Annotated in this window: 15 protein-coding genes; 10 read left to right on the top strand and 5 right to left on the bottom strand. The window is 66.3% G+C overall.

Annotated features, from left to right (window positions below):
- Positions 1-20 precede the first annotated feature (20 nt).
- The 5 genes from hypB to hypE are packed head-to-tail and all read left to right on the top strand — an operon-like array spanning position 21 to position 4590.
- Positions 21-1010, top strand: coding sequence for a hydrogenase nickel incorporation protein HypB (hypB, locus tag A9513_RS11225; protein ID WP_065084778.1), 990 nt, complete (start codon positions 21-23; stop codon positions 1008-1010).
- Entirely contained in the window at positions 1003-2175 is a 1173-nt protein-coding gene (locus A9513_RS11220) for a hydrogenase maturation protein HypF (RefSeq protein WP_065084777.1), read from the top strand. The genes hypB and A9513_RS11220 overlap by 8 nt, the downstream gene beginning before the upstream one ends.
- Positions 2166-2399, top strand: coding sequence for a HypC/HybG/HupF family hydrogenase formation chaperone (locus A9513_RS11215; protein ID WP_065084776.1), 234 nt, complete (start codon positions 2166-2168; stop codon positions 2397-2399). Before A9513_RS11220 ends, A9513_RS11215 begins: the two co-directional genes overlap by 10 nt.
- Positions 2396-3526 (top strand): hydrogenase formation protein HypD, encoded by a 1131-nt coding sequence (hypD, locus tag A9513_RS11210; RefSeq protein WP_065084775.1) that lies wholly within the window; start codon positions 2396-2398, stop codon positions 3524-3526. Before A9513_RS11215 ends, hypD begins: the two co-directional genes overlap by 4 nt.
- A 29-nt stretch (positions 3527-3555) precedes the next feature.
- Positions 3556-4590 (top strand): hydrogenase expression/formation protein HypE, encoded by a 1035-nt coding sequence (gene hypE, locus A9513_RS11205; protein ID WP_277369433.1) that lies wholly within the window; start codon positions 3556-3558, stop codon positions 4588-4590.
- Between the two features lie 103 nt (positions 4591-4693).
- Here the strand turns inward: hypE and A9513_RS11200 are convergent, their stop codons facing one another.
- From A9513_RS11200 to A9513_RS11190, 3 genes are all read right to left on the bottom strand, one after another.
- Entirely contained in the window at positions 4694-6064 is a 1371-nt protein-coding gene (locus A9513_RS11200) for a DUF1329 domain-containing protein (RefSeq protein WP_024762416.1), read from the bottom strand.
- Between the two features lie 13 nt (positions 6065-6077).
- Positions 6078-8039, bottom strand: coding sequence for a DUF1302 domain-containing protein (locus A9513_RS11195; RefSeq protein WP_089285751.1), 1962 nt, complete (start codon positions 8037-8039; stop codon positions 6078-6080).
- 307 nt (positions 8040-8346) lie between these two features.
- Complete coding sequence (locus A9513_RS11190; RefSeq protein WP_065084773.1) at positions 8347-8832, bottom strand: DUF3859 domain-containing protein; 486 nt, start codon at positions 8830-8832, stop codon at positions 8347-8349.
- Positions 8833-8962: 130 nt separating this feature from the next.
- Between A9513_RS11190 and A9513_RS11185 the strand changes: the two genes are divergently transcribed.
- The 5 genes from A9513_RS11185 (at position 8963) to A9513_RS11165 (ending at position 15404) form a co-directional block, all read left to right on the top strand.
- The gene (locus A9513_RS11185; RefSeq protein ID WP_065084772.1) at positions 8963-9829 is read left to right on the top strand and encodes a pirin family protein; all 867 of its coding nucleotides are present in this window, start codon (positions 8963-8965) and stop codon (positions 9827-9829) included.
- A 147-nt stretch (positions 9830-9976) separates the two neighbouring features.
- Positions 9977-11230: a sugar MFS transporter gene (locus tag A9513_RS11180; protein WP_024762419.1), complete on the top strand. Its 1254-nt coding sequence runs from the start codon at positions 9977-9979 to the stop codon at positions 11228-11230.
- 171 nt (positions 11231-11401) lie between these two features.
- The gene (locus tag A9513_RS11175) at positions 11402-11893 is read left to right on the top strand and encodes a (2Fe-2S)-binding protein (protein ID WP_065084771.1); all 492 of its coding nucleotides are present in this window, start codon (positions 11402-11404) and stop codon (positions 11891-11893) included.
- Positions 11890-14127 carry a molybdopterin cofactor-binding domain-containing protein gene (locus A9513_RS11170; protein WP_065084770.1) on the top strand — a complete coding sequence of 746 codons (2238 nt, stop codon included), beginning with the start codon at positions 11890-11892 and terminating at the stop codon, positions 14125-14127. The genes A9513_RS11175 and A9513_RS11170 overlap by 4 nt, the downstream gene beginning before the upstream one ends.
- Positions 14124-15404: a cytochrome c gene (locus A9513_RS11165; protein ID WP_065084769.1), complete on the top strand. Its 1281-nt coding sequence runs from the start codon at positions 14124-14126 to the stop codon at positions 15402-15404. The genes A9513_RS11170 and A9513_RS11165 overlap by 4 nt, the downstream gene beginning before the upstream one ends.
- A gap of 43 nt (positions 15405-15447) precedes the next feature.
- Here A9513_RS11165 and A9513_RS11160 read toward each other — a convergent pair whose 3' ends face one another.
- The gene (locus A9513_RS11160; RefSeq protein ID WP_065084768.1) at positions 15448-16179 is read right to left on the bottom strand and encodes a dienelactone hydrolase family protein; all 732 of its coding nucleotides are present in this window, start codon (positions 16177-16179) and stop codon (positions 15448-15450) included.
- Positions 16180-16268: 89 nt separating this feature from the next.
- A complete protein-coding gene (gene htpG / locus A9513_RS11155; protein ID WP_024762424.1) occupies positions 16269-18173 on the bottom strand; it encodes a molecular chaperone HtpG in 1905 nt (634 codons plus the stop codon).
- Between the last annotated feature and the right edge of the window lie 46 nt (positions 18174-18219).

Raw genomic sequence — 18219 nt, 5'->3', positions numbered from 1 at the left:
CCCGCGACAGGAGGAACGCCATGTGCGTCGTCTGCGGCTGCTCCAGCGGCCACTCCCATGACAGTCACTCGCATCCCGCACCAGACTCTGCACCCAGTACCGATGTGATGGATGCAGGTGGCGACCTGCACTACGGCCTGGGCACCGCCGGGGTGTCCCTGCCCGGCGTCAGCCAGTCGCGCACCATCCAGATCGAGCAGGATGTCCTCGGCGAGAACGACCGCCATGCCAGACGCAATCGCCAGGGCTTCGAAAGCCACCAGGTGCTCGCCCTGAACCTGGTGTCCAGCCCCGGCTCGGGCAAGACGACCCTGCTCTGCGCCACCCTCGAAGCCTTGCGTGCACAGCACCCGCACCTGCCGCTGTCGGTGATCGAAGGCGACCAGCAGACCAGCAATGATGCCGAGCGCATTCGCGCCACCGGCGTCGCGGCGATCCAGGTCAACACCGGCAAGGGCTGCCATCTCGATGCGCGGATGGTCGCCGACGCCTACGCGCGCCTGCCGCTGCACGACGCAGTGCACGCCCATCATGGACACGCCCATGCCATGCCGTTGCAGGCGCCCGCCGCCGGGCTGGGCGCCGGCACACTGCGTCCGGTCAAGCCCCACGCCCCGGCCGGCATTCTGTTCATCGAGAACGTCGGCAACCTGGTCTGCCCTGCCCTGTGGGATCTGGGTGAAGCGGCCAAGGTGGCGATTCTGTCGGTGACCGAGGGTGAGGACAAACCGCTGAAGTACCCCGACATGTTCGCGGCGGCGGGGTTGATGCTGTTGACCAAGACCGACCTGCTGCCGCATCTGGACTTCGACGTGCAGCGCTGCCTGGAGTATGCCCAGCGGGTCAACCCCGGCTTGCGCGTGATCCAGCTCAGCGCCCGGAATGGCAGCGGCATGCAGGCCTGGCTGGACTGGCTGCTCGGCGACCGGACACTGCGCGCCGATGCCCGGTCCGCGCGCATTGCCGCCCTGGAAGCGGAGCTCGCTCAGCTCAAGGCGCGCCATGACTGAGCTGAGAATCCAGAGCCTGCCCGGCGCTGCGACCTGGCCGCCGGTTCTGGCCTGCGGCGCATGGCTGAAGAACAGCGCCTGTCTGCTGCAGGGCGATCAGGTCATCTGGTCCCCGGTACACGGTGACCTCGGTGAACCGGACAACTGCCTGGCGCTGGAAGACTCGCTGGAGTGCTTGCTCGGCCATGCCGAAACCCGCCCGCGCGCCATCGCCCATGACCTGCACCCGGACTTCCACAGCACCCGGTTGGCGTTCGATGTAGCAGCTCGCCTGGGCGTCCCGGCGCTGGGCGTGCAGCATCATCATGCGCACATCGCCGCCCTTCAGGCCGAACACGGTCTGCAGGGGCCGGCCCTCGGACTGGCACTGGATGGCGTGGGCCTGGGCACTGACGGTAACGCCTGGGGCGGCGAGCTGCTGTGGGTCGACCACGGCGCCTGGCGTCGCCTCGGAGCATTACTGCCGCTGCCCCTCCCCGGTGGCGATATCGCCGCTCGCGAGCCATGGCGGCTGGTGGCCGCGGCGCTGCATCTGCTCAGACGCAGCGAAGAGATCGGCCCGCGCCTGGCCCCACTGGTCGGCGCCCAGCCTGCCGCCACCGTGGCCCGGATGCTCGAACGTCAGCTCAACTGCCCGACCAGCAGCGGCGCCGGACGCTGGTTCGATGCCGCCGCCGGTATTCTCGGGCTGAGTGTGCGCCAGGCCTTCGAAGCCGAAGCAGCGATCGCCCTCGAACGCTGCGCAACCGACTATCTGAGTCAGCATCCGGCCCCGGACGTCGCCGGACTCTGGCAAGTGCGCCACGACGGGCGCCTGGATCTCCTGCCGCTGCTGGCCCGACTGTTCGAGCTGGCCGACCAGGGCCGCGCCCATGAAGGCGCCGCCCTGTTCCACCTGACCCTCGCCGCCGCCCTGGCCGACTGGGTGGCACAGCAGCCCACGGAACTCTCGGTGCTGTTGGGCGGCGGCTGTTTTGCCAATCGCCTGCTCAGCGCGCAATTGAGCGATCTTCTGTCACTTCAGGGGCGGTGTGTATTCGGCACGCAAACCGTTTCCTGCGGCGATGCCGGCCTGGCCCTGGGGCAGGCCTGGGTCGCCGCGCAGTGGGCCGCCCCGGCCTGTGAGGCGGCGCTGCCGCTGGAGGATATTGCCCCATGTGTCTAGCCATTCCCGCCCGCGTGGTCGAACTGCGCGATAACGACCAGGCGCTGGTCGATCTCGGCGGCATCCGCAAGGAAATCTCCCTGGCGCTGGTCAATGGCGCGCAGCTGGGTGACTACGTGATCGTCCACGTGGGCTATGCCCTCGGGCTGATCGACCCGGAAGAAGCGCAGCGCACCCTGGAGTTGTTCAATGAGCTGGGCCAGTCCCAGGGGCTGGAGCCATGAAATACATCGATGAATACCGCGACGGCGAACTCGCCCGGCAGATCGCCCAACGCATCCGCACAGTGGCACAGCCGGAACGGGAATACCGCTTCATGGAATTCTGTGGCGGCCATACCCATGCTATCTCCCGCTATGGCGTGAGCGACCTGCTGCCAACCAACGTACGCCTGATCCACGGGCCCGGCTGCCCGGTCTGTGTGTTGCCGATCGGGCGTATCGATCTGGCCATCCGCCTGGCCATGGAGCGGCAGGTGATCCTCTGCAGCTACGGCGACACGATGCGCGTGCCAGCCTCCGATGGACTCTCGCTGCTGCGCGCCAAGGCCCGGGGCGCGGACATCCGCATGATCTACTCGCCCCAGGACGCGCTGAAGATCGCCGAGGCCAACCCTGAGCGCGAAGTGGTGTTCTTCGCCGTCGGCTTCGAGACCACCACCCCACCCACCGCCCTGGTGATTCGCGAAGCGGCGCGGCGCGCAGTGGACAATTTCAGCGTGCTCTGCTGCCACGTCCTCACCCCGCCCGCCATTGCCCACATTCTCGACGCACCGGCCGAACAGGCGGTAGCGCTGGACGGCTTCATCGGCCCGGCACACGTCAGCGTGGTCATCGGCGCAGGTGCCTATGGCGAGTTCGCCCGGCGCTACCGCAAGCCGGTGGTGATCGCCGGCTTCGAACCGCTGGACGTGCTGCAGTCCATACTCATGCTCGTGCAGCAGGTCAACGAAGGCCGCGCCGAGGTGCAGAACGAATTCATCCGGGCCGTCAGCGACGAAGGCAGCCGGCCGATGCAAGCGTTGATGGAGGAGGTCTTCGAACTGCGCGAATGCTTCGAATGGCGCGGCCTGGGCGAGATGCCCGCCAGCGCCCGGCGCATCCGCCCGGCCTTCGCCCGGCACGACGCCGAAGCGCGCTTCGCCCTGTGCTACCAGTCCGTACCGGACCACAAGGCCTGCGACTGCGGGCCGATCCTGCGCGGGCAGAAACAGCCTGTCGACTGCCGACTGTTCGGCACGGTCTGCACCCCGGAGAACCCTGTCGGCTCCTGCATGGTTTCCAACGAGGGCGCCTGCGCCGCGCACTACGCCTACGGGCGCTACAAGGACATCGAGGTAACCCGCGTATGACCTCCCCCACTGCCGTCAGACGCGCCTACGTGCGCCCTCTGAACCTGCGCGACGGCCGCATCGAGATGGCCCACGGCTCCGGCGGCCGGGCCTCGGCGCAACTGATCGAGGAAATCTTCCTGCGCGCCTTCGACAATCCCTGGCTACGCCAGGGCAACGATGGGGCGACACTGGCTACGGTGCTGGGCACGGGTGAGCGACTGGTGATGGCGACCGACGCCCACGTGATCTCGCCGCTGTTCTTCCCCGGTGGCGATATCGGCAGCCTGTCGGTACACGGCACCGTCAACGATGTCGCCATGAGCGGCGCTCGCCCCCTGTACCTGTCGGCCAGCTTCATCCTCGAAGAAGGCTTCCCCCTCGCCGACCTCAAGCGCATTGCCGAATCCATGGGCCGCGCCGCGCAGGAAGCCGGCGTCGCCATCGTCACTGGCGATACCAAGGTGGTCGAGCGTGGCAAGGGCGATGGCGTGTTCATCAGCACCACCGGAGTCGGCGTGGTGGCCGCCGGCATCGATACCAGCGGCAACCGCGCGCGCGCCGGCGATGTGATCCTCGTGTCCGGCTGCATCGGCGAGCACGGCGTAGCGATCCTCTCGCAACGCGAATCCCTGGAGTTCGAGACACAGATACGGTCCGACAGTGCAGCACTGCACGGTCTGGTGATGTGCATGCTCGAAGCCGTACCAGGCATACGCGTATTGCGCGACCCCACGCGCGGCGGGCTGGCGACGACGCTCAACGAGATCGCCGGGCAATCCGACGTGGGCATGCTGCTCGATGAAGCCGCCATCCCGGTGCAGCCGCAGGTGGAAGCCGCCTGCGAATTGCTCGGGCTCGATCCCTTGTACGTCGCCAACGAAGGCAAGCTGGTGGCGATCTGCGACGCGCGCGACGCCGACACCCTGCTGCAAGTGATGCGCGCCCATCCGCTGGGCGCACAGGCGGCGCGAATCGGCAGCGTCATCGAGGACGGGCACGGCTTCGTACAGATGCAAACCCGTTTCGGTGGCCGCCGCATCGTCGACTGGCTCGCAGGAGAGCAACTACCGCGGATCTGCTAGCGGCTGGCGAGCCACAAAGCGCCTGGGCTGCCGGCAAGCACGGAGCATCTCCGCGCTAGCCGAAAAACAAAGGCCCCTTGCGGGGCCTTTGTCGTTTGCTCGCTTAGCGAGAGGCCTTGCGGCGCAACGCCGAGGGACTGAAATTGGAGTCGTCCGGGGCCGGCTGGCTGAAGTCGGCGGTGCCAGGCTCCTCGTTGTCCAGCCACTGGATGCTGTAGCGGTGCGCCTGGAGGTCATGGAAGGTGTCCAGGGCGGTCCACACCATCGGCTGCTCGTAGAAGCTCTTCAGGTAGGCCAGCGACACGCGCCACAGCTCGCCGCGGCCGTCGTACTGGTCCACCACGGCGGCGCCCCAGCTGTCCTCGTCGAGGTAGAGGGTGCGGCGCGAGTAGATGTGCCGCGCGCCGGGCTTCAGCTTGCCGTCCACTACCCACACGCGGTGCAGTTCGTAACGGGTGTACTTGGGATTGACGTGGCCCGGGGTGAGCAGGTCCTTGTACTTAACCTCCGGGCTGGTGATCTGGTAGTTGTTGTAGGGAATGTAGATTTCCTTCTTGCCCACCAGTGTCCAGTCGTAGCGGTCCGGCGCGCCGTTGTACATGTCAGTGTCGTCGGCGGTGCGCAGACCGTCGGAGTCTTCGATCGGAGTGTCGTAGGCCAGCGTCGGGGCGCGGCGCACGCGGCGCTGGCCGGGGTTGTAACCCCAGGCCTGGCGCGGTTCCTTGACCTGGTCGAGGGTCTCCTGGACCAGTGCGCCGTTGCCGGCCAGGCGAGCCGGCGCGGTGGTGAAGGTCATGTAGTAGAACAGTGTATTGCCGAGCTTGTCGTAGCTGCCCTTGGGGTCGTAGAAACGGAACAGCGCCTCGTCCTGGGAGGTCACCAGCGAGTAAGCGCCGTTACGCTGCACGCCGGCCTGGGACGAACGCCGCACGATATAGGTGCCGCGGTAGCGGGCGATGTGATTCCACACCGCTTCCACGCCACTTTTCGGGATCGGGAACGGCACGCCGCCGTAGGCGTCGGAGAAGCCGTTGCCGCCCTCCACCAGCTTGGCACTGGTGGCGTTCTTGTAGATGTTGTCGTAGATCCACTGTGGCGCCGAACCGGTACGGTGGGTCTCGTAGACCGGCATCTGGTAACTGTCCGGATAGGCGTTGAACAGTGCGATCTGCCCCGCGGTCAGGTTGGCCTTGTACTGGTCAAGGTTGGCCTTGGTGATGACGAACTTCGGCTTCTCCCCAGCGAACGGATCGACATGGTGCGCACCCGGCCCCTTGTAGCCGGCGGGTGCCGAGGTCAGGCCGCCGCTCCAGGCAGGAATGGTGCCAGCGGCGTTGCCGGCCTTCTCCGCGCCCATGGGCGTCAGGCTGCTCTTCAGCTGGGCAGCCTGGTCGGCCGAGACGGCAGCGCGCGCATCGGTGACGGCGAGGGCTGTCAGCGTGGCAAGGACGATCAGGGAACTCTTCTTGTACATGGTCCTCTCCGGATCAGAACGAGTATTTCGCGGTGATCGAGACGTTGTCGCGGTCGCGCATGGAGTTGCTGGAGCCGGCGCCGTAGTAGTTGGTGTACTGGGTGCCGACTTCGAAGGTGTTCAGGTAGCTGGCGTCGATGCCGAGGGTGTAGGCCTTGCGGCCTTCGATGAAGTTGCCGGTGCGGTCGGAGTTGCCGCTGAAGTCCTCCTGGTAGACGGCGTAGGGCGAAAGTTTCACCCCAGCGTAGACGTCGTTCCAGCTACCGGTGAGCAGCAGCGTGTAGCCGTAGCTGTCGCGGCTGATCTGCACGTCGTCGTCGTTGCCGCCGACGTAGGCCTTGTCCTGGGCGCCGACGAACTTGCGCTCGGTGCCGTCCCAGGCGGTGTACTTCAGGCTGCTGCCACGGATGTGCTCGGAGGCGAGCTCCGCCACGCCGGTCATGGAGTCGAAGGTCAGGTGCGGGCCGAAGTTGTAGATGGTCGACAGCGAGATGTTGTAGGTCTCGGCGCGTTCATAGTTCTCGAACAGGCTGCCGCGGCACAGCTGCTTGCCGGCCACCTGGGCGCAGGCCTGCCCGGCGGCCACATTGCCGTCGTAGAGGTTGGTCTGGCCCAGCACGCCCTGGGTCAGCAGGTCGCCGAGCAGGTCGTCGGTGGCGGAAATGCTGATGGGCATGTTCGGCCGGTAGGCGATCTCGCCGGATACCGAGGCATCGCCCAGGGTGGTGTTGAAGCTGAAACCGTACATGCGGATGTCTTCGACATAGTCACGGCGGGCTTCGGCGTTGCTCGCCATGTCCAGCGTGGCCAGGCCCGGCACCGCCTCGCCCAGGCCCAGCGGGCCGAGCAGGCTGTTCAACGCGTCGACATCGACACCCTGGTAGTTGCGCAGATCGACCGCGACCTGCGGCTCCTTGGCATGGTAGTTGACGAAGTAGAAACCGAACTCGGTGGAGTTGAGCTCCTCGGCGATGTAGCGGAACGCCACGCCGAACTGGCCGTCGTCGCGCGCCTCGATGTCCTTGCCGATGTTTGCCACCTTGAAGGTGCCGGTGTTCGGATCGAGGAAGGCGTTCGGCCCATGCGGGCCGTTGCCCAGCAGGCCGAGAGAGGCGACCGTCGGGTAGCCGGCCAGCAGTTCCTTGATCAGCGGGTCGGTTTCGGTGGTATAGGCGGTTTCGCCACCATCGCTGAACAGGTCGGTATCGGAGAAGTAGGTACCGACCGAGTCGAGGCGGGTTTCCTTCCACTTCCACTGGTAGAAGGCTTCCATGGAGAGGTCGTCGGTCAGGCCGAGGTTGAAGCTCAGGGCCTCCACCGGCACCAGCACTTCCTTGAGTTCGGAACCCGGCAGGTGGAAGCGTGCGGCGTCGACCGGGTTGATGGTGTTGACCCCACCACGGTAGAACACGCCCTCGCCCCAGTTCAGCACCTGGCGGCCGACGCGGCCGGTCAGCGGGTGCTCGTCGACATCCCAGCTGCCGGACAGGTAGGCATCCAGCAGCTCGGCCTTGCGGCCGGCGATATGCCGGGTGTCGTCGGTGAAGTGGTCGTCCTGCGGGTACGACTGACTGGGACGCTCCACGCCATTGGTGGTGTCGTAGTAGTCGTTGCGCTTGTCCATGATCTGCGTGTCGTAATACGCGGTGCCACGCATGAACAGGCCATAGTTCTGGTACTTGGCCGAGAGGTCGGAAGTGAGCTTGAAGACCTGGGAAACCAGGCCGGTGTCGAAGTTGCGGTTGCCGTCGTCGGCGTTGATGTCGCTGATGTTGCTCTTGTCGCGGCCCTGCACGCGCCACATGGCGCCGTAGGACAGCGTGCTGTCCAGCGAGCCGGTGATCTCGTTGTCGGCCAGCTTGAACTCCAGAGCCTGGGCCGAGCCCGCCACCAGCAGCGGCAAGAGTCCCATCACCGCCCCCGCCCGCCGCGGCGCCCAGAAAATGGACGAGCGCGCACCCAATCGACTGTTCATAGACAGCATTACCTCCATGGCCAAGATTTATCGCCCCGGTCATTGCGGCCAGAGCTGTTCTTATTCGTTTCTCGGCTGCCGCCAGCCTCGGACAAAACCGGGCCGCCGTGCAGTAACACTCCTGCCAGAGCGCTTGCGGGCGCTATGGCCCCCCCTCCTCTTCTGCTTGCACGCTGGAGTTGGGACTATCGTGCAGGCAAAGTAACAAACTGTTTCCCCTCTGCCAATGGAAAGGATGTAATCCGTCTCTTTCAACAGGCAAAGAAAAGCCCGGCATATGACCGGGCCCTTCTCTTACAGAGGGTTATTACTGCGTGATTTGTTCGACGGTGAAGGTCTTTTCTGCCAGCAGGCGATCGCCCTGAAACACCATGAAGCGCCACTGGCCCTGTACCACTTCATGATTCTCGGTGAACTGGTAGGCCATCACATCGGTGGGCGCGCCCACGACCAGCTTCTGCACCACTTCGAACTTGTCGTGGCGCTGGCCATCGGGGCTGACCACGCCGGGAGTGAAGTACAGCAGCGTCAGCGGAGTATCGCCCTCGACCTTGCCACTGAGCTGGTAGCGCAGGCCGAACTTGGTGCCCAGCTTGGCCGGCACGCGGGTGGTGGACTCGAGCTCCTGCTCGCTGCGCGTCAGCACGCGCTCGCCCGGCTGGTAATCCTTGTAGTTGCTGACGAAGACGCCGTACTCGACCGGGCCGTTGACGCGCACTTCGGCAAAGGCCGAGGAGGCGAAGGCAGAAGCCAGGGAGAGAGCCAGGACTGCTGGCAGGCGGGAAATGGGCATGTCGCGCTCCTTGTTGGGGTCCGCGCGAGGCTATGACATCGCCGTGACAGCCTGATGACAGCTTGGCGCCGCGTGGGTAGGCATGGCGCCAAGCGTCTATCATGCGTGGATCGGACCACTGGACATCATCATGAGCGACAGCCTGCTAGCCATCCGCCCGCGCGCCGAAGACGTCGAGGGCGTGCCCATCCTGCGGCCCCTGCCGTCTGCACAGCGGCGCAGCATCGGCCCCTTCGTGTTCTTCGACCACATGCTCGAAAGCAGCTTCGCGCCGGAGCATGGCATGGACATCCGCCAGCACCCGCACATCGGCCTGTCCACCCTCACCTACCTGTTCGAGGGCCAGGTGCAGCACAAGGACAGCCTCGGCTCGGACCAGCGGGTACTGCCCGGCGACGTCAGCTGGATGACCGCCGGCCGCGGCGTCGCCCACGTCGAGCGAACCCCCGCCGACCTGCTGCACAGCGGCTCGCGCCTGCACGGCCTGCAGGTCTGGCTGGCTCTGCCGCGCGAGCTCGAGAGTTGCGAGCCCAGCTACAGCCACCACGCCAGCGCCAGCCTGCCGGAAAGCGACCACCTGGGCGTGCGCATCCGCATGATCGCCGGCACCGGCTTCTGCCTGGAGTCACCGGTGCCGGTGCACTCCAGAACGCTTTACGCCGACCTGCAACTCAGTGCTGGCGCGACCCTGGTGATACCCGACGAACACCCCGAACGGGCGCTCTACCTCATCGAGGGAGAGGCCCTCCTGGACGACGAGCCCTTGTCACCGCACGAGCTGGTGGTGCTGCCCGAAGGTGAAACCTTCACCCTCAGTGCCTGCGGCGACTGCCATGCCGTGATCGTCGGCGGCGAGCCGCTGGATGGTCCGCGACGGATGAACTGGAACTTCGTCGCCAGCGACCCGGCACTGATCGACAACGCTCGTGCCCGCTGGGCCGCCCACGACTGGCCGACGGTGCCGGGTGAGCAGGAACGCATCGAGTTGCCGCGCTAGCCGAACAGAGAAACCTATCGGACATCGCCGCCGCGCTGTCGAACACCGGCGAATGCTTGAGGACTCGCGCGAAGGCCTGCTGTAGCATCGCGCGCCCTGAACCCTTGCCCCCGGCAAGCCCGCTACCTCTGGCCCGAGGAGTCCGCGATGGACCAGTCGACCGCCCAACGCCACACCAGCGCCCTCACCGTGCTGACCCTGCTGTTCTTCATGTGGGGCCTGATCACTTCGCTGAACGACATCCTCGTGCCGCACCTCAAGGCCGTCTTCACGCTGTCCTACGTGGAGGCCTCGCTGGTGCAGTTCTGCTTCTTCGGCGCCTACTTCATCATGTCCTTCCCCGCCGGGCGGCTGGTGGAGAAGGTCGGCTACAAGAGCGGCATCATCGTCGGCCTGTCCACGGCCGGCCTCGGCTGCCTGCTGTTCTACCCGGCGGCCGGCTCGCAGTCCTATCCGTTCTTCCTCGCCGCGCTGTTCATCCTCGCCTCGGGCATCACCCTGCTGCAGGTTGCGGCCAACCCCTACGTGAATGTGCTCGGCCCCGCCGCCACCGCGGCCAGCCGGCTGAACCTGACCCAGGCGTTCAACTCCCTGGGCACGACGGTCGGCCCGCTGCTGGGTTCGGTGACCATCCTCGCCATCGGAGCCGGTGCCGCTTCGCAGATCGGTGGTTCCGCCGCCAGCGAAGCCGACTCGGTGAAGACGCCTTACCTGGTGCTGGCCGGGCTGCTGTTCGCCATCGCCGTGCTGATCGCCCTGTTCCGCCTGCCGAAGATCCATCACGGCGAACCCACCGATGGCGCGGCAGGCCGCCAGTCGATCCTCGCCCACCGGCACCTGGTGTTCGGGGTCATCGCGATCTTCTGCTACGTCGGCGCCGAAGTCTCCATCGGCAGCTACCTGGTGAGCCTGATGGGCCAGCCGGACATCGCCGGGCTGCCGGCGGAGCAGGCCGGCAAGTACCTGTCGTTCTACTGGGGTGGCGCCATGGTCGGTCGCTTCATCGGCAGCGCCCTGATGCGCGCGATCGCGCCGAACCGCCTGCTGGCCTTCAACGCCGTGGCCATCGCGGTGCTGATCGGCATAGCGCTGACCCTGGGCGGGCACGTGGCGATGTGGGCGCTGATCCTGATCGGCCTGTTCAATTCGATCATGTTCCCGACCATCTTCTCTCTCGCTCTGGAGGGCCTGGGCAACCTCACCAGCAAAGGCTCCGGCCTGCTCTGCATGGCCATCGTCGGCGGCGCGCTGATGCCGCTGGTGCAAGCCTTCTTCGCCGACCGTATCGGCCTGCTGCCCTCCTTTGCCGTGCCGCTGGTGTGCTACCTGTACATCATCTGGTTCGGTGCGCGCGGCTATCGTGCCGACCAATCAGCCTCCGCCCCTGCCGGTACCCCCTGAAACCACCCTGCGACGGGGCGCGGTGTCCGCGCCCCTTTCACCTGATTCCTACAGGCCTATCGGCCCCCTCGCCCTAGCTGGCGTCAGCTCGTTCCCGAAGACTGCCTTCCGTTTCCCTCCGCCGACCCTCTTCGGCGCAAGGGACCGATTTCCCCGGAAGGAGCACACCCCGTGGCTGACCCCCTCTCGCTGGTCGTCAATGGCCAGCCCCGGCACCTCGCCGTGGCCGCCGATACGCCGCTGCTGTACGTCCTGCGCAACGACCTGCAGCTCAATGGCCCCAAGTTCGGCTGCGGCCTGGGCGAGTGCGGCGCCTGTACCGTGCATCTCGACGGCATCGCCACCCGCTCCTGCGTCACGCCGGTCTCCGCGGCTGTGGGGCGCCAGGTCACCACCCTGGAAGGTCTCGGCACACTGGATGCCCCGCACCCGGTCCAGCAGGCCTTCATCGACGAGCAGGCGGCGCAGTGCGGTTACTGCAGCAACGGCATGATCATGACCAGCGCAGCCCTGCTCGCGCGCAACAGTTCGCCCAGCGACGAAGAGATCCGCCAGGAACTGGCCTATAACCTGTGCCGCTGCGGTACCCACGTGCAGATCCTCAGTGCCGTGCGCAGGGCCGCCGAGCGAATCGGCAACCGCGGCCAGGAAAACCCGGCATGAGCCTGCTCGGCCGCCGTGAGTTCCTGAAGGCCGGCGCGGCCCTGCTGGTCAGCACTCAACTGCCTGACCCATTGCTGGCGCAAAGCGCCGATGGCGTGTTGACCCTCGACGAGGTCGACAGCTTCATTGCCATCGCCGGCAACGGCACCATCACCGCTGCCTGCGGCCATGTCGACCTCGGCACCGGCATACGCACTGCCCTGACCCAGATAGTCGCCGAGGAGCTGAATGTCGACCTGCAGCAGATCACCCTGCTGCTGGGTGACACCCGCTACACGCCCGACCAGGGGCCGACCATCGCCAGTTCGACCCTGCAGGTCAGCGCCATTCCGCTGCGCCGGGCAGCCGCCGAGGCAAGGGAGTTCCTGATGCAGCGCGCGGCGCAGCACCTCAAGGTGGACATTCGCCAGCTCGACTGCGCCGGCGGGGCAATCTTCGTCAGGGGCAAACCCACCCGCAGTATCGGCTACGGCGAACTGCTGCGTGGCGAGCGCTTCGAACTGAAGGTCGATGCCAGCGCGCCGCTCAAGGCCCACAGCGATTACCGCGTGGTCGGCCGCTCGGTGCCGCGCCTGGACATCCCGGCCAAGGTCACGGGCGGGCTGACCTACGTACACGACATGCGCCTGCCGGGCATGCTCCATGGCCGCGTGGTGCGGCCGCCCTACACCGGTGCGGATGTCAGCGCGCCGCTGGGCAGGAGCCGGGCGGAAGTGGATGAGCAGTCCGTAGCCCACCTGCCCGGTTTTGTCCGGCTGGTGATAATAGGTGACTTCATCGGCGTGGTAGCCGAGCGCGAAGAGCAGGCGATCCACATTGCCCGCCAGCTGAAAGTACGCTGGAAGCACTGGAGCGGCCTGCCACCCCTGGGCCTGGACGAACTGGAATCCACCCTGCGCGCCCATCCCAAGCAACCACGCATGCTCCAGGACGACACGCAGATGGATGCCGCGCTGGCGCAGCTCCACCGCCCACTGCAGCGCACCTACGTCTGGCCCTATCAGCAGCACGCCTCCATCGGCCCATCCTGCGCGCTCGCGCACTTCGAGGATGGCCTGATGAAGGTCTGGTCGGGCAGCCAGAACCCCCACGACCTGCGTGCCGACCTGGCGACCTTGCTGGGCATGCAGCCGGAACAGGTCGAGGTCATCCGGATGGAAACGTCGGGCTGCTATGGCCGCAACTGCGCCGACGACGTGAGCGCCGATGCCGCGCTGCTCGCCCTGGCCGTCGGCCGACCGGTGCGCGTGCAACTGATGCGCGAACAGGAACACGGCTGGGAGCCCAAGGGTTCGGCGCAACTGATCGAAGTCCGCGGCGGGCTGGATGAGAACGGCGACGTGGCGGCGTACGACTTCTCAACCTGCTACCCCTCCAATAACGCGGTCAACCTGGCCCTGCTGCTCACCTCGCGGGTGGACGCCAAGCCCCAGATAACCCAGATGGGCGATCGCACCGCCGTCCCGCAATACGCCTTTGCGCACATGCGGGTGGTCTGCAACGACGCAGCCCCCATCGTTCGCGCCTCGTGGATGCGCGGCGTATCGGCACTGCCCAACGTCTTCGCCCATGAGTCCTACATCGACGAACTGGCGCAGATGGCCGGCGCCGACCCCATCGAATTCCGCCTGCGCTACCTGCATGACGAACGTGCCATAGCGCTGATCAACGCGCTGGCCACCGCCGCCCAGTGGCAGCCGCGCGTCTCGCCCAACCCGCGGGCACGCCAAGGCAACCTGCTGGTCGGCCGCGGCTTCGCCTACGCGCGCTACTTCCACAGTACCTTCCCAGGATTCGGTGCGGCCTGGGCGGCGTGGATAGTCGACGTCGAGGTCGAGCCGCACACCGGCGCCGTCCGCGTGACCGAGGTCCACGTGGCGCAGGACTGCGGGCAGATGGTGAATCCCGACGGGGTACGCCACCAGGTCCACGGCAACGTGATCCAGGCCACCAGCCGTGCACTGATGGAGTGCTCGACCTTCGACCGCAGCGGTGTCACCAGCCTGGAATGGGGTAGCTACCCGATCCTCGGATTCCCCCAGGTGCCCAGGATCACCGCGCTGCTGCTCGACCGCCCCGGTACACCGCCGCTGGGGGCCGGCGAATCTGCCTCGGTACCCAGCGCCGCCGCCATCGCCAATGCCCTGCACGACGCGACCGGCGTGCGCTTCACCCGCCCGCCGTTCACGCCAGAACGGGTACTGGCTGCCCTGAACGAGAAACAACCCAAATGAAAAACCACTCACCGGGCGTCATCGCAGCGCTGGCCGCATCAAGCCTGGTAGCGCTGGCCATTACCTGGAAAGGGAGCATTGCACCAGCCGACCCGCCGGCCGTCGACAGCTTCGGTGCCGAGTCCATCGCCCGCGGGCAGAAACTGGCGGCCCTGGGCGACTGCGCCACCTGCCACACCCGTGAAGGTGGCGCGCCGCTGAGCGGTGGCCGTGTGATGGCCACACCGTTCGGCACGCTCTACACCAGCAACCTCACCCCAGACCGCGATACCGGGCTGGGCAGCTGGTCCTTCGAGGCCTTCGAGCGAGCGATGCGCGAAGGTGTCTCGCGGGAGGGCGACTACCTCTACCCGGCCTTCCCCTACACCGCCTTCACCCGCATTGGCGACGAAGACCTGCGCGACCTCTACGCCTATCTGATGAGCCGGCCGCCGGTGAAGGCGCAGCCCAGGGCCAACCGCCTGCGCTTCCCCTACAGCCAGCGCAGGCTGATGGCCACCTGGAACCTGCTGTATTTCGACCAGGGCCGCTTCCAGCCTCAGCCGCAGCGCGATGCGGCCTGGAACCGCGGCGCCTATCTGGTGGAGGGGCTCGGCCACTGCAGCGTCTGCCATTCACCGCGCAACGCACTGGGCGCCGAGCGTGCCGGCAAGCAACGCTTCACCGGTGCGACAGTGGACGGCTGGCAGGCGCCCCCTCTCGACGGCAGCGGCCAGACGGCGATTCCCTGGACCCAGGCGACGTTGTACGACTATCTGCGCAACGGCTTCTCGCGCTACCACGGCGGCGCCGCCGGCCCCATGGCAGCGGTAGCTGCAGGCCTTGCGCAGCAACCGGACGCGGACCTGCAAGCCATGGCGCGCTACCTCGCGAGCCTCCGGCCGGAACAGCCCGTCGACTTCTCGCCACAGAAGCAGGCGAGCGAGTTGGAAGAGCGTACCTACGGCACCCTGCAACCGGTCAGCGGTACTGGCGCCAGGCTATTCAATGGCGCCTGCATGGCCTGCCACCATGACGGCGACAGCCCGAAGCTCAATGGCGTGCGGCCGTCACTGGCGGTGAGCAACAAACTCTATGCGGCCACGCCGGACAATCTGCTGAGGGTGATCCTGGATGGCATCGGCGAACCCGCCCGACCGGAGCTGGGCTACATGCCGGCGTTCCGTCACAGCCTCAACGACGAACAGATTGTCGCGCTGGCGCGCTTCCTGCGGGAGGACTTCGCCGGCCTGCCAGCCTGGCCGGACCTCGAATTCAAGGTCGCCAAGCTGCGCTGAGCCCGGCGTGGGGAGCGGCGCGACCGCCCTCCCCCCGATGCCGTCAGGCGCCGAAGCGCTCCTCCAGCAGGTCGAACATCGCGGCGAAGGCACGGCGCGCCACCTTGGCGTCGTACTGCATCTTGCCGGGAATCTGCGCGTGCGGGTCGGTGAAGGAATGCGCGGCGCCGCCGTAGCTGGTCAGGGTCCAGTCCACCCCGGCATCGATCATTTCCTTGGCGAAACCGCTGAGCTGCTCGCGCGGCACGAACGGGTCGACAGCGCCGTCGAGCACCAACACTGCGCCCTGGATGTTCTTCGCATCGGCCGGGTTCGGCGTATCCAGGGTGCCGTGGAAGGACACCGCAGCCGCCAGCGGCGCGCCGTCACGGGCCAGCTCCAGGGAGCAGCAGCCGCCGAAGCAGAAGCCGAAGGTGGCCAGCTTCGCGGTATCCAGCGGCGCCTTGTCGGCCTGTTCCAGCAGGGTCTTCAGCGAAAGCTGCATGCGCTTGCGCAGCAATGCACGGTCGTTCTTCAGCGGCATCATGGCGGCGCCGGCCTGTTCCGTGCCATTGGGGCGCACATCCTTGCCGTAGAGATCGGCCACCAGCACCACATAGCCGCGCTCGGCGACCTTGCGGGCGATATCCACTGCGCCCTGGCTGACGCCCATCCAGTTCGGCGCCATCAGCAGGCCGGGACGCGGCGCGTTGCTGGCGGCATCGAATACCAGTTGGCCTTCGAAGGACACGCCATCGAGGCTGTAGGCGACAGGTTGCACGCTGATCTGGCTCATTCGGGTAGTCCCCTTTCGCTTGTCGGTGTAGTTGATCGAGTACTGGAAAAACACAAAGCCCGCCGAAGCGGGCTTTGGGCTGGTTCAGCTTAGGCGGAAAGTTCCACCAGCAGCTTGTTCAGGCGGCGCACATAAGCGGCCGGGTCCTTCAGGCTGTCCCCCGCGGCCAGGGCGGCCTGGTCGAAGAGGATGTGGGTCAGTTCGCCGAAGCGGTCTTCGTCGGCTTCCGCGTCGAGCTTCTCGATCAGCGGGTGGGCCGGGTTGAACTCGAAGATCGGCTTGGCTTCCGGCACCTTCTGCCCGCTGGCCTCGAGGATCTGGCGCATCTGCAGGCCCAGGTCCTGCTCGCCGATGGCGAGGATCGCCGGCGAGTCGGTCAGGCGGTGGGAGACACGCACCTCGGCGACTTCATCGCCCAGTGCGGCTTTCAGGCGCTCGGCCAGACCTTCCTTGGCCTTGGCGATCTCTTCCTGGGCCTTCTTGTCCTCTTCCGAGTCCAGGCTACCCAGGTCCAGGTCGCCGCGGGCGACGTCGACCAGTTGCTTGCCGTCGAATTCCGGCAGGTAGCTCATCAGCCACTCGTCGATGCGGTCGGTGAGCAGCAGCACTTCGATGCCTTTCTTGCGGAAGACTTCCAGGTGCGGGCTGTTCTTCACCTGGGCGAAGCTCTCGCCGGTGAGGTAGTAGATCTTGTCCTGGCCTTCCTTCAGGCGGCCGATGTAGTCGGCCAGGGAAACGCTCTGCTCGCCGCTCTCGTCGCTGGTGGAAGAGAAGCGCAGCAGGCCGGCGATCTTGTCCTTGTTGGCGAAGTCCTCGGCGGGGCCTTCCTTGAGCACCTGGCCGAAGTTCTTCCAGAAGCCCTTGTAGGCCTCGGCGTCATTGCTGGCGAGTTTTTCCAGCATGTCCAGGGAGCGCTTGGTCAGCGCGGACTTCATCGAATCGACGATGGGGCCGGACTGCAGGATCTCGCGGGAGACGTTCAGCGACAGGTCATTGGAGTCCACCACGCCCTTGATGAAGCGCAGGTACAGCGGCAGGAACTGGTCGGCCTGGTCCATGATGAACACGCGCTGCACGTACAGCTTGAGGCCGCGCGGCGCCTCGCGGTGGTACAGGTCGAACGGCGCGCGGGCCGGGACGTACAGCAGCGAGGTGTACTCGAGCTTGCCCTCGACCTTGTTGTGGCTCCAGGTCAGCGGGTTCTCGAAGTCATGGGCGATGTGCTTGTAGAACTCCTGGTATTCCTCGTCCTTCACCTCGGTGCGCGGACGGGTCCACAGGGCGCTGGCACGGTTGACCACTTCCCACTCGGTTTCAGCCGGCTTGTCGGCCTCTTCCCCGTGGTGCTCCTTCGGCAACTCGATGGGCAGCGCGATGTGGTCGGAGTATTTCTTGATGATGTTGCGCAGGCGCCAGCCGTCGGCGAACTCGTCCTCGCCGTCCTTCAGGTGCAGGACGATGCGGGTGCCGCGCTCGGCTTTCTCGATGGTGGCAACTTCGAACTCGCCCTCGCCCCTGGACGACCAGTGCACGCCTTCGCTGGCCGGCGCACCGGCACGGCGGCTGAACACATCGACCTGGTCGGCGACGATGAAGGCACTGTAGAAGCCCACGCCGAACTGGCCGATCAGGTGGGAATCCTTCTTCTGGTCACCGGAGAGGTTCTTCAGGAAGTCGGCGGTACCGGACTTGGCGATGGTGCCCAGGTGCGCGATGACTTCCTCGCGGCTCATGCCGATGCCGTTGTCTTCGAGGGTGACGGTCTTGGCGTCCTTGTCGAAGCTCACACGGATCTTCAGCTCGGCGCCGCCTTCGAGCAACTCGGGCTTGGCCAGGGCCTCGAAACGCAGCTTGTCGGCCGCGTCGGAGGCGTTGGAAATCAGTTCGCGAAGGAAGATTTCCTTGTTCGAATACAGGGAGTGAATCATCAGGTGAAGCAGCTGCTTCACTTCGGTCTGGAAGCCCAGTGTTTCTTTTTGAGTCTCCGCGCTCATCGTTTCTCGCTCCGAGGGTGACAAATGCCGCGTCGTGCGGCCGATG

Source organism: Pseudomonas sp. AU12215 (assembly GCF_001675465.2).
GTDB lineage: Bacteria > Pseudomonadota > Gammaproteobacteria > Pseudomonadales > Pseudomonadaceae > Pseudomonas > Pseudomonas nitroreducens.
This window is presented reverse-complemented; position numbering and strand designations above follow the sequence as displayed.

Bases quoted from the DNA above. Each gene is read 5' to 3' on its own strand.
- htpG (WP_024762424.1), bottom strand. From the start codon at position 18,173: ATGAGCGCGGAGACTCAAAAAGAAACACTGGGCTTCCAGACCGAAGTG.
- A9513_RS11170 (WP_065084770.1), top strand. From the start codon at position 11,890: ATGAGCCTGCTCGGCCGCCGTGAGTTCCTGAAGGCCGGCGCGGCCCTG.
- A9513_RS11185 (WP_065084772.1), top strand. From the start codon at position 8,963: ATGAGCGACAGCCTGCTAGCCATCCGCCCGCGCGCCGAAGACGTCGAG.
- A9513_RS11190 (WP_065084773.1), bottom strand. From the start codon at position 8,832: ATGCCCATTTCCCGCCTGCCAGCAGTCCTGGCTCTCTCCCTGGCTTCT.
- A9513_RS11220 (WP_065084777.1), top strand. From the start codon at position 1,003: ATGACTGAGCTGAGAATCCAGAGCCTGCCCGGCGCTGCGACCTGGCCG.
- hypD (WP_065084775.1), top strand. From the start codon at position 2,396: ATGAAATACATCGATGAATACCGCGACGGCGAACTCGCCCGGCAGATC.
- A9513_RS11215 (WP_065084776.1), top strand. From the start codon at position 2,166: ATGTGTCTAGCCATTCCCGCCCGCGTGGTCGAACTGCGCGATAACGAC.
- hypB (WP_065084778.1), top strand. From the start codon at position 21: ATGTGCGTCGTCTGCGGCTGCTCCAGCGGCCACTCCCATGACAGTCAC.
- A9513_RS11200 (WP_024762416.1), bottom strand. From the start codon at position 6,064: ATGTACAAGAAGAGTTCCCTGATCGTCCTTGCCACGCTGACAGCCCTC.
- A9513_RS11180 (WP_024762419.1), top strand. From the start codon at position 9,977: ATGGACCAGTCGACCGCCCAACGCCACACCAGCGCCCTCACCGTGCTG.
- A9513_RS11165 (WP_065084769.1), top strand. From the start codon at position 14,124: ATGAAAAACCACTCACCGGGCGTCATCGCAGCGCTGGCCGCATCAAGC.
- A9513_RS11195 (WP_089285751.1), bottom strand. From the start codon at position 8,039: ATGAACAGTCGATTGGGTGCGCGCTCGTCCATTTTCTGGGCGCCGCGG.
- A9513_RS11160 (WP_065084768.1), bottom strand. From the start codon at position 16,179: ATGAGCCAGATCAGCGTGCAACCTGTCGCCTACAGCCTCGATGGCGTG.